Source organism: Clostridium sp. (assembly GCF_047718555.1).
Taxonomy (GTDB): Bacteria; Bacillota; Clostridia; order Clostridiales; family Clostridiaceae; genus Clostridium_I.
This window is the reverse complement of the sequence record NZ_JBDNRK010000010.1, coordinates 20,350-35,189: the sequence shown is the minus strand read 5'-3', so window position 1 is coordinate 35,189 and position 14,840 is coordinate 20,350. Positions and strand designations below refer to the sequence as shown.

The 14,840-nt window shown below is 31.4% G+C and carries 14 protein-coding genes; 11 read left to right on the top strand and 3 right to left on the bottom strand.

The genetic code is table 11. The annotated features are described in order from the left end of the window. Positions 1–226 precede the first annotated feature (226 nt). Both ABF633_RS06115 and ABF633_RS06110 read right to left on the bottom strand, forming a co-directional pair. The gene (locus ABF633_RS06115) at positions 227–520 is read right to left on the bottom strand and encodes a hypothetical protein (protein WP_415522763.1); all 294 of its coding nucleotides are present in this window, start codon (positions 518–520) and stop codon (positions 227–229) included. Positions 521–614: 94 nt separating this feature from the next. Continuing rightward, positions 615–965 (bottom strand): winged helix-turn-helix transcriptional regulator, encoded by a 351-nt coding sequence (locus ABF633_RS06110; RefSeq protein WP_415522762.1) that lies wholly within the window; start codon positions 963–965, stop codon positions 615–617. Positions 966–1,174: 209 nt separating this feature from the next. On the opposite strand from ABF633_RS06110, the gene ABF633_RS06105 reads away from it, so the two are divergent. Next, positions 1,175–1,843 (top strand): NAD(P)H-dependent oxidoreductase, encoded by a 669-nt coding sequence (locus ABF633_RS06105; RefSeq protein WP_415522761.1) that lies wholly within the window; start codon positions 1,175–1,177, stop codon positions 1,841–1,843. 233 nt (positions 1,844–2,076) lie between these two features. Beyond that, positions 2,077–2,241, top strand: coding sequence for a small, acid-soluble spore protein, alpha/beta type (locus ABF633_RS06100; protein WP_415522760.1), 165 nt, complete (start codon positions 2,077–2,079; stop codon positions 2,239–2,241). Between the two features lie 241 nt (positions 2,242–2,482). Here the strand turns inward: ABF633_RS06100 and ABF633_RS06095 are convergent, their stop codons facing one another. Then, positions 2,483–3,241, bottom strand: a complete 759-nt coding sequence (locus ABF633_RS06095; RefSeq protein WP_415522759.1) for a class I SAM-dependent methyltransferase — start codon at positions 3,239–3,241, stop codon at positions 2,483–2,485. Between the two features lie 688 nt (positions 3,242–3,929). On the opposite strand from ABF633_RS06095, the gene ABF633_RS06090 reads away from it, so the two are divergent. The 9 genes from ABF633_RS06090 (at position 3,930) to ABF633_RS06050 (ending at position 14,817) form a co-directional block, all read left to right on the top strand. Continuing rightward, entirely contained in the window at positions 3,930–5,222 is a 1,293-nt protein-coding gene (locus tag ABF633_RS06090) for an ABC transporter substrate-binding protein (RefSeq protein WP_415522758.1), read from the top strand. Positions 5,223–5,322: 100 nt separating this feature from the next. Beyond that, positions 5,323–6,231, top strand: coding sequence for a carbohydrate ABC transporter permease (locus tag ABF633_RS06085; protein ID WP_415522757.1), 909 nt, complete (start codon positions 5,323–5,325; stop codon positions 6,229–6,231). Between the two features lie 28 nt (positions 6,232–6,259). After that, positions 6,260–7,096 carry a carbohydrate ABC transporter permease gene (locus ABF633_RS06080; protein ID WP_415522756.1) on the top strand — a complete coding sequence of 279 codons (837 nt, stop codon included), beginning with the start codon at positions 6,260–6,262 and terminating at the stop codon, positions 7,094–7,096. A 112-nt stretch (positions 7,097–7,208) separates the two neighbouring features. After that, a complete protein-coding gene (locus tag ABF633_RS06075) occupies positions 7,209–8,183 on the top strand; it encodes a LacI family DNA-binding transcriptional regulator (RefSeq protein WP_415522831.1) in 975 nt (324 codons plus the stop codon). Between the two features lie 255 nt (positions 8,184–8,438). Continuing rightward, positions 8,439–9,818, top strand: coding sequence for a glycoside hydrolase family 32 protein (locus tag ABF633_RS06070; protein WP_415522755.1), 1,380 nt, complete (start codon positions 8,439–8,441; stop codon positions 9,816–9,818). A gap of 444 nt (positions 9,819–10,262) precedes the next feature. Continuing rightward, positions 10,263–10,340, top strand: coding sequence for a K(+)-transporting ATPase subunit F (gene kdpF / locus ABF633_RS06065; protein WP_415522830.1), 78 nt, complete (start codon positions 10,263–10,265; stop codon positions 10,338–10,340). A gap of 68 nt (positions 10,341–10,408) precedes the next feature. Next, positions 10,409–12,082: a potassium-transporting ATPase subunit KdpA gene (gene kdpA / locus ABF633_RS06060; RefSeq protein ID WP_415522754.1), complete on the top strand. Its 1,674-nt coding sequence runs from the start codon at positions 10,409–10,411 to the stop codon at positions 12,080–12,082. A gap of 17 nt (positions 12,083–12,099) precedes the next feature. Then, complete coding sequence (kdpB, locus tag ABF633_RS06055) at positions 12,100–14,157, top strand: potassium-transporting ATPase subunit KdpB (protein WP_415522753.1); 2,058 nt, start codon at positions 12,100–12,102, stop codon at positions 14,155–14,157. A 36-nt stretch (positions 14,158–14,193) separates the two neighbouring features. After that, the gene (locus ABF633_RS06050; protein WP_415522752.1) at positions 14,194–14,817 is read left to right on the top strand and encodes a K(+)-transporting ATPase subunit C; all 624 of its coding nucleotides are present in this window, start codon (positions 14,194–14,196) and stop codon (positions 14,815–14,817) included. Positions 14,818–14,840: the final 23 nt, after the last annotated feature.

Below are 14,840 nucleotides of genomic sequence, written 5' to 3'. Positions count from 1 at the left end.
TAAGAGGGATATAACTTAAATTTCATCTTCAGGAGCCAGAAAGGCATTTAGCAGCTTGGTGAAAAAAGGAGTAATAATTACTATAGGGGACAAGAAAAGCAGATATTATGCACTGAGTAAAAAATAGGAGTTTAATTATGAGTTCTATTTTATTTTTAATATTTAAAACACATGGGGATTTATATGTCCATGTGTTCTTTAGCTGTCATTAGAAATATTAATTTTATTATTTATCATTTAAGCCTTCTATCAAAAGTGCTATACCTATAACTAAATGAAATATCCATCCTAAGAAGGGTATCCACGCCAGTGCATTACCCACGACTCCTAATATATGTGCCGTTTTACTTTTATACTCCTTACTTGCAACAAATATACCAACGATATGCAACACAAATAATAAAATTAACGGAATCCAGCCGTGTGCAATTATAAAGATACCTCCTAAGAAGGGTATTCCTAAAAATAATTCCATTATTGCTATTATAATTTTATATGTTTTTGACATATTATCTGACATATGAATATACCTCTCTTATCAATAATCTCATTTACATTATTATATTTTATATATCGTATATTGGGTTTATTTTTTTACATATCAGGTTATCTAATTATTTTTCTTTCTCCTGAACAAGTTTACCCCAATCAAAAAGTGCAACAATAATCGGCCTTATTGAGATTCCAAATTCCGTTAGTTCGTACTCAACCTTTGGTGGAACTTCCGCATAAACAGTTCTTTTAACTATACTATCTCTTTCAAGCTCTCTTAACTGGAGTGTTAGCATTCTATGAGTTATCCTAGGCATTTCACGTCTTAGTTCATTGAATCTTTTTTTACCATCAAGCAAACGATAAATAATTATACCTTTCCATTTTCCACCTATAATATTAAGGCTAGTTTCAACAGGACATTGATTATTAGTACATTCTTCATTTATTTTAGTCTCAACATAATCTTTCACATTATCACCTCGGTATAAAAAGTATACTTAAGTACCTTTTTGTATATTATATATAAAAAATGTGCATACTTCAACATATTTAATTTTATATTTATAATTATTTTATAATGAAAATTTAGCAATTTGAAAATAAATAACAAGTGAAAGATACTAGCTATTTTTTTGAAGATGCCTCATTATAATATTGAATTTGAAAGGTGGAAAAATACATGTCAATTGAAAAAGAAAAAATTATAGAAGCCTATAATTTTAGACACGCTTGCAAAGAATTTGATGCAGATAAAAAAATATCTCAGGATGATTTTAATTTTATTCTTGAGACAGCTAGATTATCTCCAAGTTCTTTTGGGTTTGAACCATGGAAATTTGTAATTGTACAAAATGAAGCATTAAGAGAAAAACTAAAAACGGCAGCTTGGGGAGCTCAAGGTCAGCTGCCTACAGCAAGCCACTTTGTAATAATTCTTGCAAGGAAAAAAACTGATATGATTTACAGTTCTCAGTATATTTCTGAGTTTATGGATAAGGTGCAGCATCTTCCTGAAGATGTTATCAAAGGAAAGAAAGCTGCCTATGAGGGTTTCCAAAAAAATGATTTTAAGCTGCTTGAAAGCGACAGAAGTATTTTTGACTGGGCTTCAAAACAAACCTATATAGCTCTTGGTAATATATTGACTTCAGCAGCTGAAATAGGTATTGATTCTTGTCCTATTGAAGGTTTTGATAAAGAAAAGATAGAAGATATACTTGAAAGTGAAGGCATACTTGATAAAGACAAGTTCGGAGTTTCTATAATGGCCGCTTTCGGATATAGAAAAGCTGATCCAAGACCAAAAACAAGGCAATCCTTAGAAAAAATAATAGAGTGGATTAAATAAATGTAACTCCAGCTTAGTTTTTAAGCTGGAGTTTTTAAATACAACTAATTAATTAAGCACTTTTTAACTTTAAGATGCATCTGCATCAGGTGTCTCTATTTTGTAATTTTTAAAATATTGTTGCAAAATCATCCTATCTTAATTCTAAATTCCATATTATCCTCTAGATTCCTATAATAAGATTATTAAAACTGCATAAATATAATGGTGTCATTAAAAAGGAGATGTTGTATATGGCAAACAAAGGATCAACACCAAAAGCAAAAGAAACTTTAAATAAACTTAAAATAGAAGCTGCACAAGGAGTTGGAATTCCATTTAAAGAAAGAGATAATGAAAATGTTACTCCACAGCAAAATGCTTCTGTAAGTGTAACTAAAGATTCCCAAAAACTTTAAAATAATTTCTATACTGTCAATAAATTTATAGTACAAATCCTCCTTATATAGCACATAAGCTTAGGCTTATGTGCTTAATTTACTGCATAAAAAACCTCTTTATATTGATGTTTTATATTGTATACTAACTTAGTGTGAAGAGGATTTACAACTCTATCAATGAATCTTACTTAGTGGGAGTTTGTATTCACACTAAGTTTAGATAAATTATCCAGGAACGTGTGGCTGTTATCGGATAAATTTAATTTTTGCTTCCGCCAATTATACTCCACAAATGGTACTTTACGAATAAATCAGCATTAACGAATCCTGCATCTTTTAGCCATTCAATCTGACTAAGAAAGCTTTCATGTATGTCATCACCCTTTACTTTAGTGGTATCCACATGTTTAATGTTTCTTTCCTGCCATCTGCCAAAGGTAGATGTCCAGCTTTCATAATATTTTAATTTATCTGCTGGAATCTGTGATTTGGCATTGTTAACATGATCAACCCAAAATTTCATGCTATTTATGTAGGAATCTTTGTACAATGTTTTCATTTCGTCGCAGTTAAAGAACCAGCCAGAAGGTTTAAGCATATTGTAACAACTTTTATATAATGCTTTTTTCTCTTCAGTTTCCAAATGATGAATGGCTGACATGGAAAAAATTAAATCTGCCTTTGTATTTACCTTCTCTTTTAAATTATCTTGCAAAGTAGTTATTATGAATTTCACTCTATCAGAGTAAGCGCTTAGTCTTTTTTTAGCAGCTTCCATAAAATCAGTAGAATAATCTATCCAGTAACATTTAGCTTTTGGGAAATTACTTAGAATTCTTTCTAAAAATATTCCACTTCCTGCGCCTAAGTCAAATACCGTTATCTCATCATTTTTCTTAAAAGGTGCTGATTTTATCGCTTCATTTTGAAGAAAATCATATTGTGGCAATACATACTTAATCATTTCATTATAAGTTTCAGCCATTGAAAAAAATCTGTCTTTGTCTTTATAATCCATTTTTTTGTCCTCCATATCATTAATTGTAAAATTAATACATAATAATATTATAGGATAAAATCAAATATAACTAAAATGAATATTAGTTATGTTTGATATAATTCTAGAGAATAGTAAAAAATTACAATAATAAGCATTGACAACCAATTTTTACCATGTTACAATTTAATTATGAGTTGAGAATACGTATTCATAAATTTCTCAAAGCTAGGATCTTAAATAATGCATTGCATTTTAATTTTGCAAATAAAACGTAAGACTATTAACTATTAATAAACTTATCTTCATTTATCCGATGACTACCCACTGTAATACTTCTACCGCTTTTCATAAAGTGGGAGTAGAGAGTGGCTACGTCTCTGGATAACAATTTACCCTAAAGGGCAACGATTTCTAAGTATCAAAAATACTGATACTTAGAAATCTGTTTATAAATAAACCTTACTTGATTAAGACTTTTATTATATTAACACTAATAAATATAGTGAAAAGGTAGGTGTATTATAGAATGAGAAAATTGGACACTTAATTAGATAAAATAATAAGCAGATAATTTTACTCTATTATGTAAAGGTTTTCTTAAACTCTGATTATACAGATTTACTATGGAAAGCTATTGTCATTTCATAATTTTTATAGGAATTATGATTTTCATTTGTTGATTATGATATATGTAGGGGGAATATTTATGAAAAAAAAGTTATCACTTTTATTAAGTGTATTGCTGGTTACTGGACTCTTAAGTGGTTGTGGTAGCAGTGCAAGTTCATCAAGTGATTCAGGAAATGGAAAGGAAGTAGAAATTACAGCATGGCAGCCTGATCCTGGACCTGGCTCTGAACGTGATTCTTTTGTAAATGCAGTAAAGGGTTTTAATGATGCTAATAAAGGTAAAATTAAAGTAGATTTAAAACTTTTACCAAGAGGTAATTCTTATGAATATGAGAATAAGATAAGTGCAGCTGCAACTTCACATACAGAACCCGATATTGTAAAAATGGATGGACCTAATGTTGCTAACTATGCAGATGCAGGAATTATAATCCCGTTGGATGAGTATTTTACATCAGAAGAAAAAAGTGACTTTGTACCATCTATTATTCAGCAGGGTACTTATAATGGTAAGCTATATGCTTTGGGAGAAACTGAATCAGATGTTGTGCTTTTCTATAATAAAAAATTATTGAATGCTGCAGGAATAAAACCTCCAACTGATTTGAAAGATGCTTGGACATGGGATGATTTATATGATGCTGCAAAAAAACTAACAACTAACGGTGTTTATGGTGTTAATATGTCCTGGGATTTAGGGGAAGGGCAAATTTATGGATTTGCTCCATTTATCTGGTCAAATGGAGGAAAGCTGATTTCTGATGATGGAAAGAAAGCTGATGGCTATATAAATAGTCCGCAATCTGTAGAAGCACTTACTTATTTGCAGAAATTTGCAAAAGAAAAATTAATGAATCTTCAGGCAGTACCAAACGAATTTGAAAATGGAAAAGCTGCTATGCTTTTAATGGGAACATGGGAACTTTCAACATTAAAGAAATTTCCTAATTTTGACTATGGTATAACATATTATCCTGCAAGTCCAAAAACTAAGAAAGTTGTTTCACCTTCAGGTGATTGGTGTTGGGGAGTAACTTCTGATAGCAAACATCCAAAAGAAGCTGCGGAATTTATTAAATGGATGACTTCAACAGATATATCATATTCAGTAGCTAGAGGAGCAGGGAAACCAGCTGCTAAGAAATCATCACTTGACAAAATGTCTGAGTATAATTCTTATCCTATGTCTGTTATAAAAGATCAAGTTTTAAATACGGCTCATCCAAGACCACATACAACATCATATCCTGTTTTGTCAAAGGAATTTTCCAATGCAACACAAGATATTTTTAAGGGGGCTGATGTTAAAACAACTTTAGATAGAGTAGCTAAGAGAGTTGATGATGATTTAGCAAATAATAAAAAGTAATAAATAACTTCTGTAAGTAAGTATGCTTTAAACTAAATCATATTTACTTACAGAATATGAAAGGAGAATAGACATGCAAGCAAATACTAGCCCTATCAATATGAAAAAGTCAAAGTTTAATGATAGTTTGCTAAGATATAAAAATAAAAAGGCTATTTTGGGAATTTGTTTTGTACTTCCTGCTCTTATATTAATATTTGTGTTTTTAATATTGCCAGCTATTTTAGCAGCTACTTACAGTTTGCAGAATTATAATATGTTAAAGCCAGGGCAGAGAACTTTTGTTGGGCTTAATAACTTTAAATTAATTTTGGCAGACAAGACCTTTTATAAAGCTCTTTGGAATACATTTTATTTTACAATAATTGTAGTACCTTTACAAAGTGGTGTTGCATTATTGCTTGCTATATTAGTAAATAAAAAAATTAGAACTTCCAACTTTGCAAGAATTGCTTTTTTTAGCCCGGTAATCACATCTATAGTAGTAGTTTCAATTTTATGGACAATTTTATATAACAAAGACAGCGGCTTAATAAATGGAATTTTGCAAATGTTTGGTATAGCACGGCAGCCATTTTTACTGAGCGAACATCAAGCTATGAATTCAATTATAGGTATGTCTGTTTGGCAGGCAGCAGGTTTTCAAATGATGATTTTTCTTGCAGGACTTCAGGATGTACCGGAAGAATTGTATGAAGCAGCATCTATTGATGGTGCCAATGCATGGGTTAAATTTAAGAATGTTACACTTCCAGGTATAAGTAATGTATCAAAATTTATTATATTGATTACTACTATACAGGCATTTAAATTATTTTCCCAGCCCTATGTTATGACAGGTGGTGGGCCAAATGAATCAACGAAAACATTGGTATATATGATATTTGAGCAAGGCTTTCAGTATAGAAATGTGGGGTACTCTTCTGCAATGGCTGTAATATTTTTCTTTATTATTTTAGCTGTTTCTGTAATAATGCAAAAATTTCTTTTGAAAGAAAAAGAAAATTAATGAATTAGTTGAGGTGATATTAATGAATATGAAAGCTAAAAAAAGATTAACAAAAACTGTACTTTATATTATACAGATCATTGTATCAATTATTTTTATTGTTCCATTATTGTGGATGGTAGAAGCTTCTTTTAAACCTGAAAATGAAATTTTTAAAAATGTTGGCAGCTTAAAGGGATTTCTTATAAGTAATTTTACACTTCAAAATTATCATGAAATGTTAATAAGAATACCTTTTATAAGTTATATTTTTAATAGTTTTATTTATATAGGAATTATAGTTGTACTTGGAATAATTGTGAATTCTTTGGCGGGATATGCATTGGCTAAGCTTCATTTTCCAGGCAGCAAGATAATATTATTAGTTATTATAGGCTTATATATTGTTCCCTTTGAAACAGTTCTATTACCACTATATTTAATAATTAATAAATTTGGATTAGTAAATCATTATTCAGCGCTATATTTACCATTTATAGCCGAATGCTTTAATATATTTTTGTTTAGACAATTTTTTATGGGATTTCCAGTAGAATTAGAAGAAGCTGCTGAGATTGATGGAGCCTCTCCATTAAAAACTTTTATAAAAATTGTATTGCCTAATTCAAAACCTGTTATTGCAACTTCAGCAGTTTTAACTATTGTGGGACACTGGGGTGATTTCATGTGGCCATTGATGGTTACTACAGATGATTCATTACGTACAGTACAAGTTGGTATTCAGCTATTCTTTACTGATCCTCCAGTACATTATGGGCCTATAATGGCTGCACTTACTTTTACAACTTTACCAATGATTATAATTTTCCTTGCATTACAGCGTTATTATGTTCAAGGTATAACTTCCACTGGTCTAAAAGGTTAAATATATAATCTACTCAATAGGTATTATTGACTGACAATTCTTAGGATGATAAAATTAAGCTTATATATAAATAGGTTTCGCAAAATCAAAGGAGGATATGTTGTTGGTTACAATGAAAGATATAGCCCAAAAAGTGGGAGTTTCTCAGGCTACAGTATCAAGAGTTATAAGTGGAAATTCTTCAGTAAATCCAGAAATAAAAAGAGCAGTAATGGAGTGGGTAAGAAAGCTTGACTATAAGCCTAATCTTATGGCACAAAGTCTTGTGGGAAATAAATCCCTGCTTATAGGTGTAATAATAACAGACATATCTAATCCATTTTTTTCAGATATAATTAAATCAGTTGAAAGTGAAGCGGCAAAATACGGGTATAGTATTATATTGTGCAATACAGATGATAATTTAGAAAAAGAAAAGAAATATATAAGTATACTTAAGAGTTATAATGTTGATGGTATCTTGATAGTACCAAGTAATTCTGGAATCAACGTTTCTAAAAACCTGAGAAATATTAATATACCTACTGTTGTTATTACTCAAGATATTAAGGGATTTAGCTGCATTTCTATATCCCATTATAAAGGAGGAAGAGAAGTAGCAAAACACTTAATAAATATGGGATATTCAAAATTTATTTTTGTAGGCGAAGAGGATGAGAAGTATAGAGGATTTAAGGAAGAAATAGAGTCTTTTGGTTTTGATATAGATAAAGATTTATTTCTTATTAATTATAAATTAGTGAATAAAAAATTGCCAAAATTTTTAAAATCTTTTATTGAGGATTCAGATATTGGAATATTTGCATGTAATGATATAGAGGCGCTAATTGTACTTGATATTCTAAAGGAGATGAGGGTTGTAATACCAGAAAAAGCAGCTCTAGTGGGATTTGATAATACATTTATAAGTAAAGAAGTAAGTCCAAGTTTAAGCAGTGTAGCTCAACCTATAGAAGAGATAGGAAGACAATCTATAGAGACATTAGTTGATATTATGTGCCATAAAAAACAATTTAAAGAAAGGCATGTAATAATAGAACCTAGACTTGTAGTAAGGGAATCAAGTGTAAAGTCCATAGAGTATTAAATTATAAATTTTAATGTAAACAGCTAAATTTATAATTTAATACTTATATTTAAATAATTTAAGAATACGTATTCTTAAATTATTATCTGTTACTTGAGGAATGTAAGTAAGATTTGGGTATTATTGAATAAATCAAGTATAGTCTTATTTTATCCTAAATGCTGTATCATTTTAGATTCTAAGAATTAGATTATTACTTTCAAATGAGAGTAAGGGTTTCTAAAAATAAAATTAAAAATTTGGAGGAGTTTATTTATGAATCTTTATAGACCAATTTATCACTTTATGCCAGAAAAAAATTGGATGAATGATCCTAATGGACTTGTTTACTATAAGGGAGAATACCATATGTTTTATCAATACAATCCTAATGGCATTGAATGGGGAACAATACATTGGGGGCATGCAAAGAGTAAGGATTTGATTCATTGGGAACATTTGCCTGTTGCTCTATATCCATCTAAAGAAAAAGGTGAAACACATTGTTTTTCAGGTTGCTGTGTAGTTAATAATGAGGAACCTACAATTTTTTACACAAGTATAGGAGAAGATGAAAGAAACCCTAGAATTGGAGCACAGCAGTGGATGGCCATAAGTAAAGATAATATGTATACATGGGAAAAATATGATAAAAATCCTGTACTTTCTTTAGATTTACACGGTGATATGGATGTAAAAGAGTGGAGAGATCCCTTCCTTTGGAAAGAAGAAGAGCTTTGGTATATGGTTCTTGGTGGCAGCCATAATGATAAAGGCTGCGTTTTTATATACAAATCTACAAATTTAAAAGAGTGGAAATTTCTAAATGTTTTAGATGAAGGTAATGAATATGCTTGGGAATGTCCTAATTTTATTAAATTATGCGATAAATATGTTTTAATTTATTCACCCTATGATGAAGTCAAATACTCCATTGGTACTATAAATAGTGATTATAAATTTATGGTGGAAGCAAGAGGTATTGTTGATAACAGTGGGAAAGAGGGATTCTATGCTCCAAATTCATTAGTAGATAATACAGGCAGACGTATAATGTTCGGATGGCTGAAGGAAACTGCAAGAGGTAAACTTAAGGCTGGAGAATGGGCAGGTGTCCAATCTGTACCAAGAATATTAACTATTGAGGATAACACACTCCATATGGAGCCAGCTGAAGAATTACAGATCTTGAGAAAAAATCACAAAAAATATGAAAATATAGATATATCAGAAAGCTGGGAGCCAGAAACAAAAGGAAAAGCTTTAGAAATAATTGTTGAATTCAATATTGATGATGATATAAAGGAATTTTCCATAGACCTTTTAGCTTCTAAAGATAATGAAGAAAAGACTTCATTAGTATATAGTACTGAAAATAATAGTTTATCTGTAGATAGAAGCAAGTCAAGTGCATCTAATTTAACAGACAAATCCAAATTGGAAACTGATTTTTCACTTAAAGATGGCGAAACACTAAAATTACACATTTTTATTGACTATTCTACTGTTGAAGTATTTGCCAATTACAAAAAATGTATATCTGCTAGAGTATATCCAATGAAAGTAGATAGTGAAAATATTAAAATCTCTGTATTGGAGGGGGATAAACTTAAACTGAAATCCTTTGACATTTGGCAAATGAATTCAATTTGGTAATAATCAATGAATCTTACTTAGTGGGAATTTGTACTCCCACTGAGTTTATATGAATTATCCATGGACATAGGGCTGTTATCTTCAAATTAACTTTGATTTTATGTAAATTGCTTTCACTGAGTGTAGTGGAGTATTACAACTATTAGTCAAGGGATAAAATATAAGTAATGTGGAAAACTAATTAATATTTTAGTTTTTCACATTACTTTTTTATTGTAATAAATATTTACAATCTTTATACAATCTTTATACAGATAAGTACAATCTTAACTACAACTTTATATGTAAGATGATAATATTAAGTTTGAAAAGAACAGGGGGTGGAAATATTATGCTGGATATAATATTTATAGCTGTAATTCTAATTGGATTTATAGCTTTAAAATACTTTACTGATTGGTGTGGGCGGCAGGTAAGTAAAAAATAGTACTGGAGGCATTATTTATGATTTTTTTAGGTATAGTAATAGTTCTATTGTTTATCTATTTATTGTATGCATTATTTAATCCTGAGAAATTTTAATTAGGCATATGAAAATAAAACTCACAGGTTATTTATTTAAATATGCCCAGATATATGGAGGTATTAATATGGAGATATTGCAAATAGGAATTATACTTGTAGTCTTTGTACTGCTTTGTATTCCTGTAGGTAAATATATTTATAAAGTGTCAGAATATGAAAGAACTTTTTTAGACTCGGTATTAGACAGAGTGGATAATCTCATTTACAGAATTTCAGGAATAAAAAAAGAGGATATGAGCTGGAAACAGTATATTTTTGCATTAATTTCATGTAATGCTGTGGCAGCTTTTCTTGCCTTTTTAATTTTAAGGATTCAGTCTATTCCTATTTTGAATCCAAATCATATAGGAAATATGGAACAAGGACTTACCTTTAACACAGTAATAGCTTTTATGACTAATACTGATATTCAGAATTATAGTGGTGAATGGGGTCTTTCTTATTTTAGTCAGATGATAGTAATTACATTTTTTATGTTTTTCGCCGCAGCAACAGGTTTAGCAATAACTTTGGCATTTATAAGAGCAATTTCAGGAAGGAAAAAGGAAATAGGAAATTTTTATGTAGACCTTGTAAGAATTATAACTAGAATATTACTTCCTTTGTCTATTATAGTAGCTGTATTTTTTATTCAGCAGGGAGTTCCACAAACTTTAGCATCTAATAAAACAGTAACTACTATAGAAGGGAAGCTTCAGGATATTCCCATGGGGCCTGTTGCAAGCCTGGAAGCTATAAAGATGCTGGGAACCAATGGAGGAGGATTTTTTGGTGCTAATTCAGCTCATCCCTTTGAAAATCCAACACCACTTACAAATGCTGTTCAGTCCGTTTTAATATTGCTTTTGGCAGGATCTCTAGTGGTGTGCTTTGGATATATGCTGAAAAAGAAAAAACAGGCAATTTCTATATTTGCTGCTATGGGAGTACTTCTCCTAATAGGACTCACAATATGCTATATGGCTGAAAAAGCTGGTAATCCTGTGCTTTTAAATTTAGGACTTAATCAGCTTATGGGGAATATGGAAGGCAAGGAAGTAAGATTTGGCATAGGCTTATCTTCACTTTTTACTACATTAACTACAGCCACCTCCACTGGAGCCGTCAATAGCATGCATGATTCATTGACTCCTATAGGTGGAGCAGTAGCAATTATGAATATGATGCTCAATGTAATATTTGGTGGAGTAGGTGTAGGCTTTATGAACATGATTATGTTTGCAATACTTACAGTTTTCCTATGTGGACTTATGGTAGGAAGAACTCCGGAATTTTTGTCAAAGAAGATTGAAGGTAAAGAAATAAAATTAATAGCATTGGCAATAATCATTCATCCACTGTTAATACTTATGTTTTCGGCTTTAGCATTAGTAGTGCCACAGGGATTATCTAGTATATCAAATCCGGGTTTTCATGGACTTACTGAGGTTTTATATCAATTTACAAGTGCAGCAGCAAATAATGGTTCCAGCTTTGGTGGATTAAACACCAATACAATGTTCTGGAACACTAGTACTGGAATTGTTATGCTGGCTGGAAGATATATATCCATGATAATATTAATTGCTGTAGCGGTGTCCTTAGCCTCAAAGAGAGCAATTCCTGTAACTGCAGGTACTTTTAGAACGGATAATGCAGTATTTACAGTAACACTTATATTTATTGTTTTAGTAATTGGTGCACTTACTTTCTTCCCGGCATTGTCTCTTGGGCCTATTGCTGAACAACTTACATTATAAAAGGTTGGTGTATGATTATGGAAAATAAAAAATCTAAATTTATTTCAAAGGATATAGTGAAAGAAGCATCTGTAGAATGTTTTAAAAAATTAAATCCCAAATACATGATTAAAAATCCTGTTATGTTTGTAGTAGAAATTGGTTTTCTTATAACATTGATATTGACAATTTTTCCCAATATATTTGGCGATACAGGAAACAATCTAAGAATTTATAATTTTATAGTAACAATAGTTTTATTTATAACGGTTCTATTTGCAAATTTTGCAGAGGCGGTGGCAGAAGGAAGAGGAAGAGCTCAGGCAGAAACTCTTAAGAAAACTCGTAAGGATACCATGGCAAAGCTTTTAGATCCTAATGGAGATGTAAAAGTAATAAGTGCAAATGAACTTAAAAAAGATGATATAGTTTTGGTGGAAAATGGAGATATAATTCCTAATGATGGTGAAGTTATAGAAGGTATAGCTTCTGTGGATGAATCCGCAATTACCGGTGAGTCGGCTCCTGTTGTAAAGGAATCTGGTGGAGATTTTGCTTCTGTTACAGGAGGAACAAAGGTTTCCAGTGATTGGCTAAAAATAAAAATAACAGCAACTCCAGGTGAATCTTTTTTAGATAAAATGATTAACCTTGTAGAAGGTGCTTCAAGGCAAAAGACACCTAATGAAATTGCACTTAGTACTATACTTGTAAGTCTTACACTTATTTTTCTCATTGTGCTTGTGGCACTCTATCCTATGGCAGGTTATGCTGGTGTAAAAATTTCAATATCAACACTTATAGCACTTTTAGTTTGTCTTATACCAACCACTATAGGTGGGCTTTTATCTGCCATTGGTATAGCGGGTATGGACAGAGTTACCAGGTTTAATGTAATAGCTATGTCAGGAAAAGCGGTTGAAGCCTGTGGTGACGTAGATACTATGATACTTGATAAAACTGGAACTATAACCTTTGGAAACAGGCTTGCATCAGATTTTATTCCTGTTGGAAGTTCAGAAAAAACAGAACTTATAAATTATGCAGTTATATGTTCCTTAAGTGATGATACTCCAGAGGGTAAGTCTATAGTTGAGCTTGGAAATAAATTAGGATCTTCAGTAGACAAAGATAAATATATGAATATAAAGTTTGAGGAGTTTACAGCACAAACTAGAATGAGTGGAGTAGACTTAGAAGATGGCACCAGCATAAGGAAGGGAGCCTATGATGCCATAAAAAAGAGAGTTAATGAACTTAAGGGTAAAATACCTGAGGAGCTTGAGGAAGAGGTAAACAAAGTTGCTAAATTAGGTGGAACACCTCTAGTAGTATGTGTTAACAATGAAATTTATGGAGTTATATATTTAAAAGATACCGTTAAGCCCGGACTTGTGGAAAGGTTTGAAAGGCTTCGTGAAATTGGTATTAAGACTGTAATGTGTACGGGTGATAATCCACTTACGGCTGCTACCATTGCTAAAGAAGCAGGGGTGGATGAGTTCGTGGCTGAGTGTAAACCTGAGGATAAAATAGATGTTATAAAAAAAGAACAGTCTGAGGGTAAAATTGTAGCTATGACAGGAGATGGAACTAATGATGCACCGGCTCTTGCGCAGGCTGATGTAGGTCTTGCAATGAACAGTGGAACTACTGCTGCAAAGGAAGCTGCAAATATGGTAGATTTGGATTCCAATCCTACAAAAATATTGGAAGTTGTTGAAATAGGAAAGCAACTCCTTATAACAAGAGGTTCACTTACAACTTTTAGTATAGCTAATGATGCTGCAAAATATTTTGCTATAATACCAGCTATATTTACAGTAGCTATACCACAGATGCAAGTTATGAATGTTATGAAATTATCTACACCTAATAGCGCAATACTGTCAGCATTAATATTTAATGCTATAATAATACCACTTCTCATACCCATTGCTATGAAAGGTGTAAAATATAGACCTATGAAAGCAGAAATGTTACTTTTGAGAAATATGCTGATATTCGGACTTGGTGGTGTGATAGCACCTTTTGTAGGGATAAAAATTATAGATATGATTATAACCCCATTAGTTAGAGTTTTTAATTTAGGTTAGTTAATTCATACATCATAATAAATAGGAGGTTTTAACATGAAAATACTTCAAAAAGCTCTTAGATTAACTGTTACATTAATGATAATTTGCGGAATTATTTATCCGCTTTTTATAACAGGAGTAGGTCAGATGCTCTTTCCTAAACAGGCAAATGGCAGCATTATAACAGCCAATGGTAAGGCTGTCGGCTCAGAATTAATAGGTCAAAATTTTACTGACCCAAGATTTTTTAGAGGCAGAGTTTCCTCGGTAAACTATAATACCTACACGGAAGCGGATACAAAACCAGATAAAAGTGGAAAAGTAGCTTACTCCGGGGTTGCATCAGGTTCTCAAAATTTAGGACCATCAAATAAGGTTTTAAAAGAGAGAGTACAAAAGGATTTGGATGATTTTCTGAAAACTCATCCAGATGTACAAAAGGGAGATATACCAACAGATCTCCTTACAAGTTCTGGTTCTGGACTTGATCCTGATATAAGTCCAAAGGCTGCTGTGGTTCAAATACCTGCGGTATCAAAGGCAACAGGTATAAGTAAGGAAGACCTTCAGAAAATAGTTGATAAATACACAGAAGGCAGAACTTTTGGTATTTTTGGAGAATCTAGAGTAAATGTACTTAAGGTTAATCTTGAAATAGCAGCTATTTTAAATAAATAATGAAATTAATAAATTTATTTTTT

Excerpts from the sequence above, each read along its gene's own strand:
- ABF633_RS06050 (WP_415522752.1), top strand. The coding sequence starts at position 14,194 with ATGAAAATACTTCAAAAAGCTCTTAGATTAACTGTTACATTAATGATA.
- ABF633_RS06095 (WP_415522759.1), bottom strand. The coding sequence starts at position 3,241 with ATGGATTATAAAGACAAAGACAGATTTTTTTCAATGGCTGAAACTTAT.
- ABF633_RS06080 (WP_415522756.1), top strand. The coding sequence starts at position 6,260 with ATGAAAGCTAAAAAAAGATTAACAAAAACTGTACTTTATATTATACAG.
- kdpF (WP_415522830.1), top strand. The coding sequence starts at position 10,263 with ATGATTTTTTTAGGTATAGTAATAGTTCTATTGTTTATCTATTTATTG.
- ABF633_RS06105 (WP_415522761.1), top strand. The coding sequence starts at position 1,175 with ATGTCAATTGAAAAAGAAAAAATTATAGAAGCCTATAATTTTAGACAC.
- ABF633_RS06100 (WP_415522760.1), top strand. The coding sequence starts at position 2,077 with ATGGCAAACAAAGGATCAACACCAAAAGCAAAAGAAACTTTAAATAAA.
- ABF633_RS06115 (WP_415522763.1), bottom strand. The coding sequence starts at position 520 with ATGTCAGATAATATGTCAAAAACATATAAAATTATAATAGCAATAATG.
- ABF633_RS06090 (WP_415522758.1), top strand. The coding sequence starts at position 3,930 with ATGAAAAAAAAGTTATCACTTTTATTAAGTGTATTGCTGGTTACTGGA.
- kdpA (WP_415522754.1), top strand. The coding sequence starts at position 10,409 with ATGGAGATATTGCAAATAGGAATTATACTTGTAGTCTTTGTACTGCTT.
- ABF633_RS06075 (WP_415522831.1), top strand. The coding sequence starts at position 7,209 with ATGAAAGATATAGCCCAAAAAGTGGGAGTTTCTCAGGCTACAGTATCA.
- kdpB (WP_415522753.1), top strand. The coding sequence starts at position 12,100 with ATGGAAAATAAAAAATCTAAATTTATTTCAAAGGATATAGTGAAAGAA.
- ABF633_RS06070 (WP_415522755.1), top strand. The coding sequence starts at position 8,439 with ATGAATCTTTATAGACCAATTTATCACTTTATGCCAGAAAAAAATTGG.
- ABF633_RS06085 (WP_415522757.1), top strand. The coding sequence starts at position 5,323 with ATGAAAAAGTCAAAGTTTAATGATAGTTTGCTAAGATATAAAAATAAA.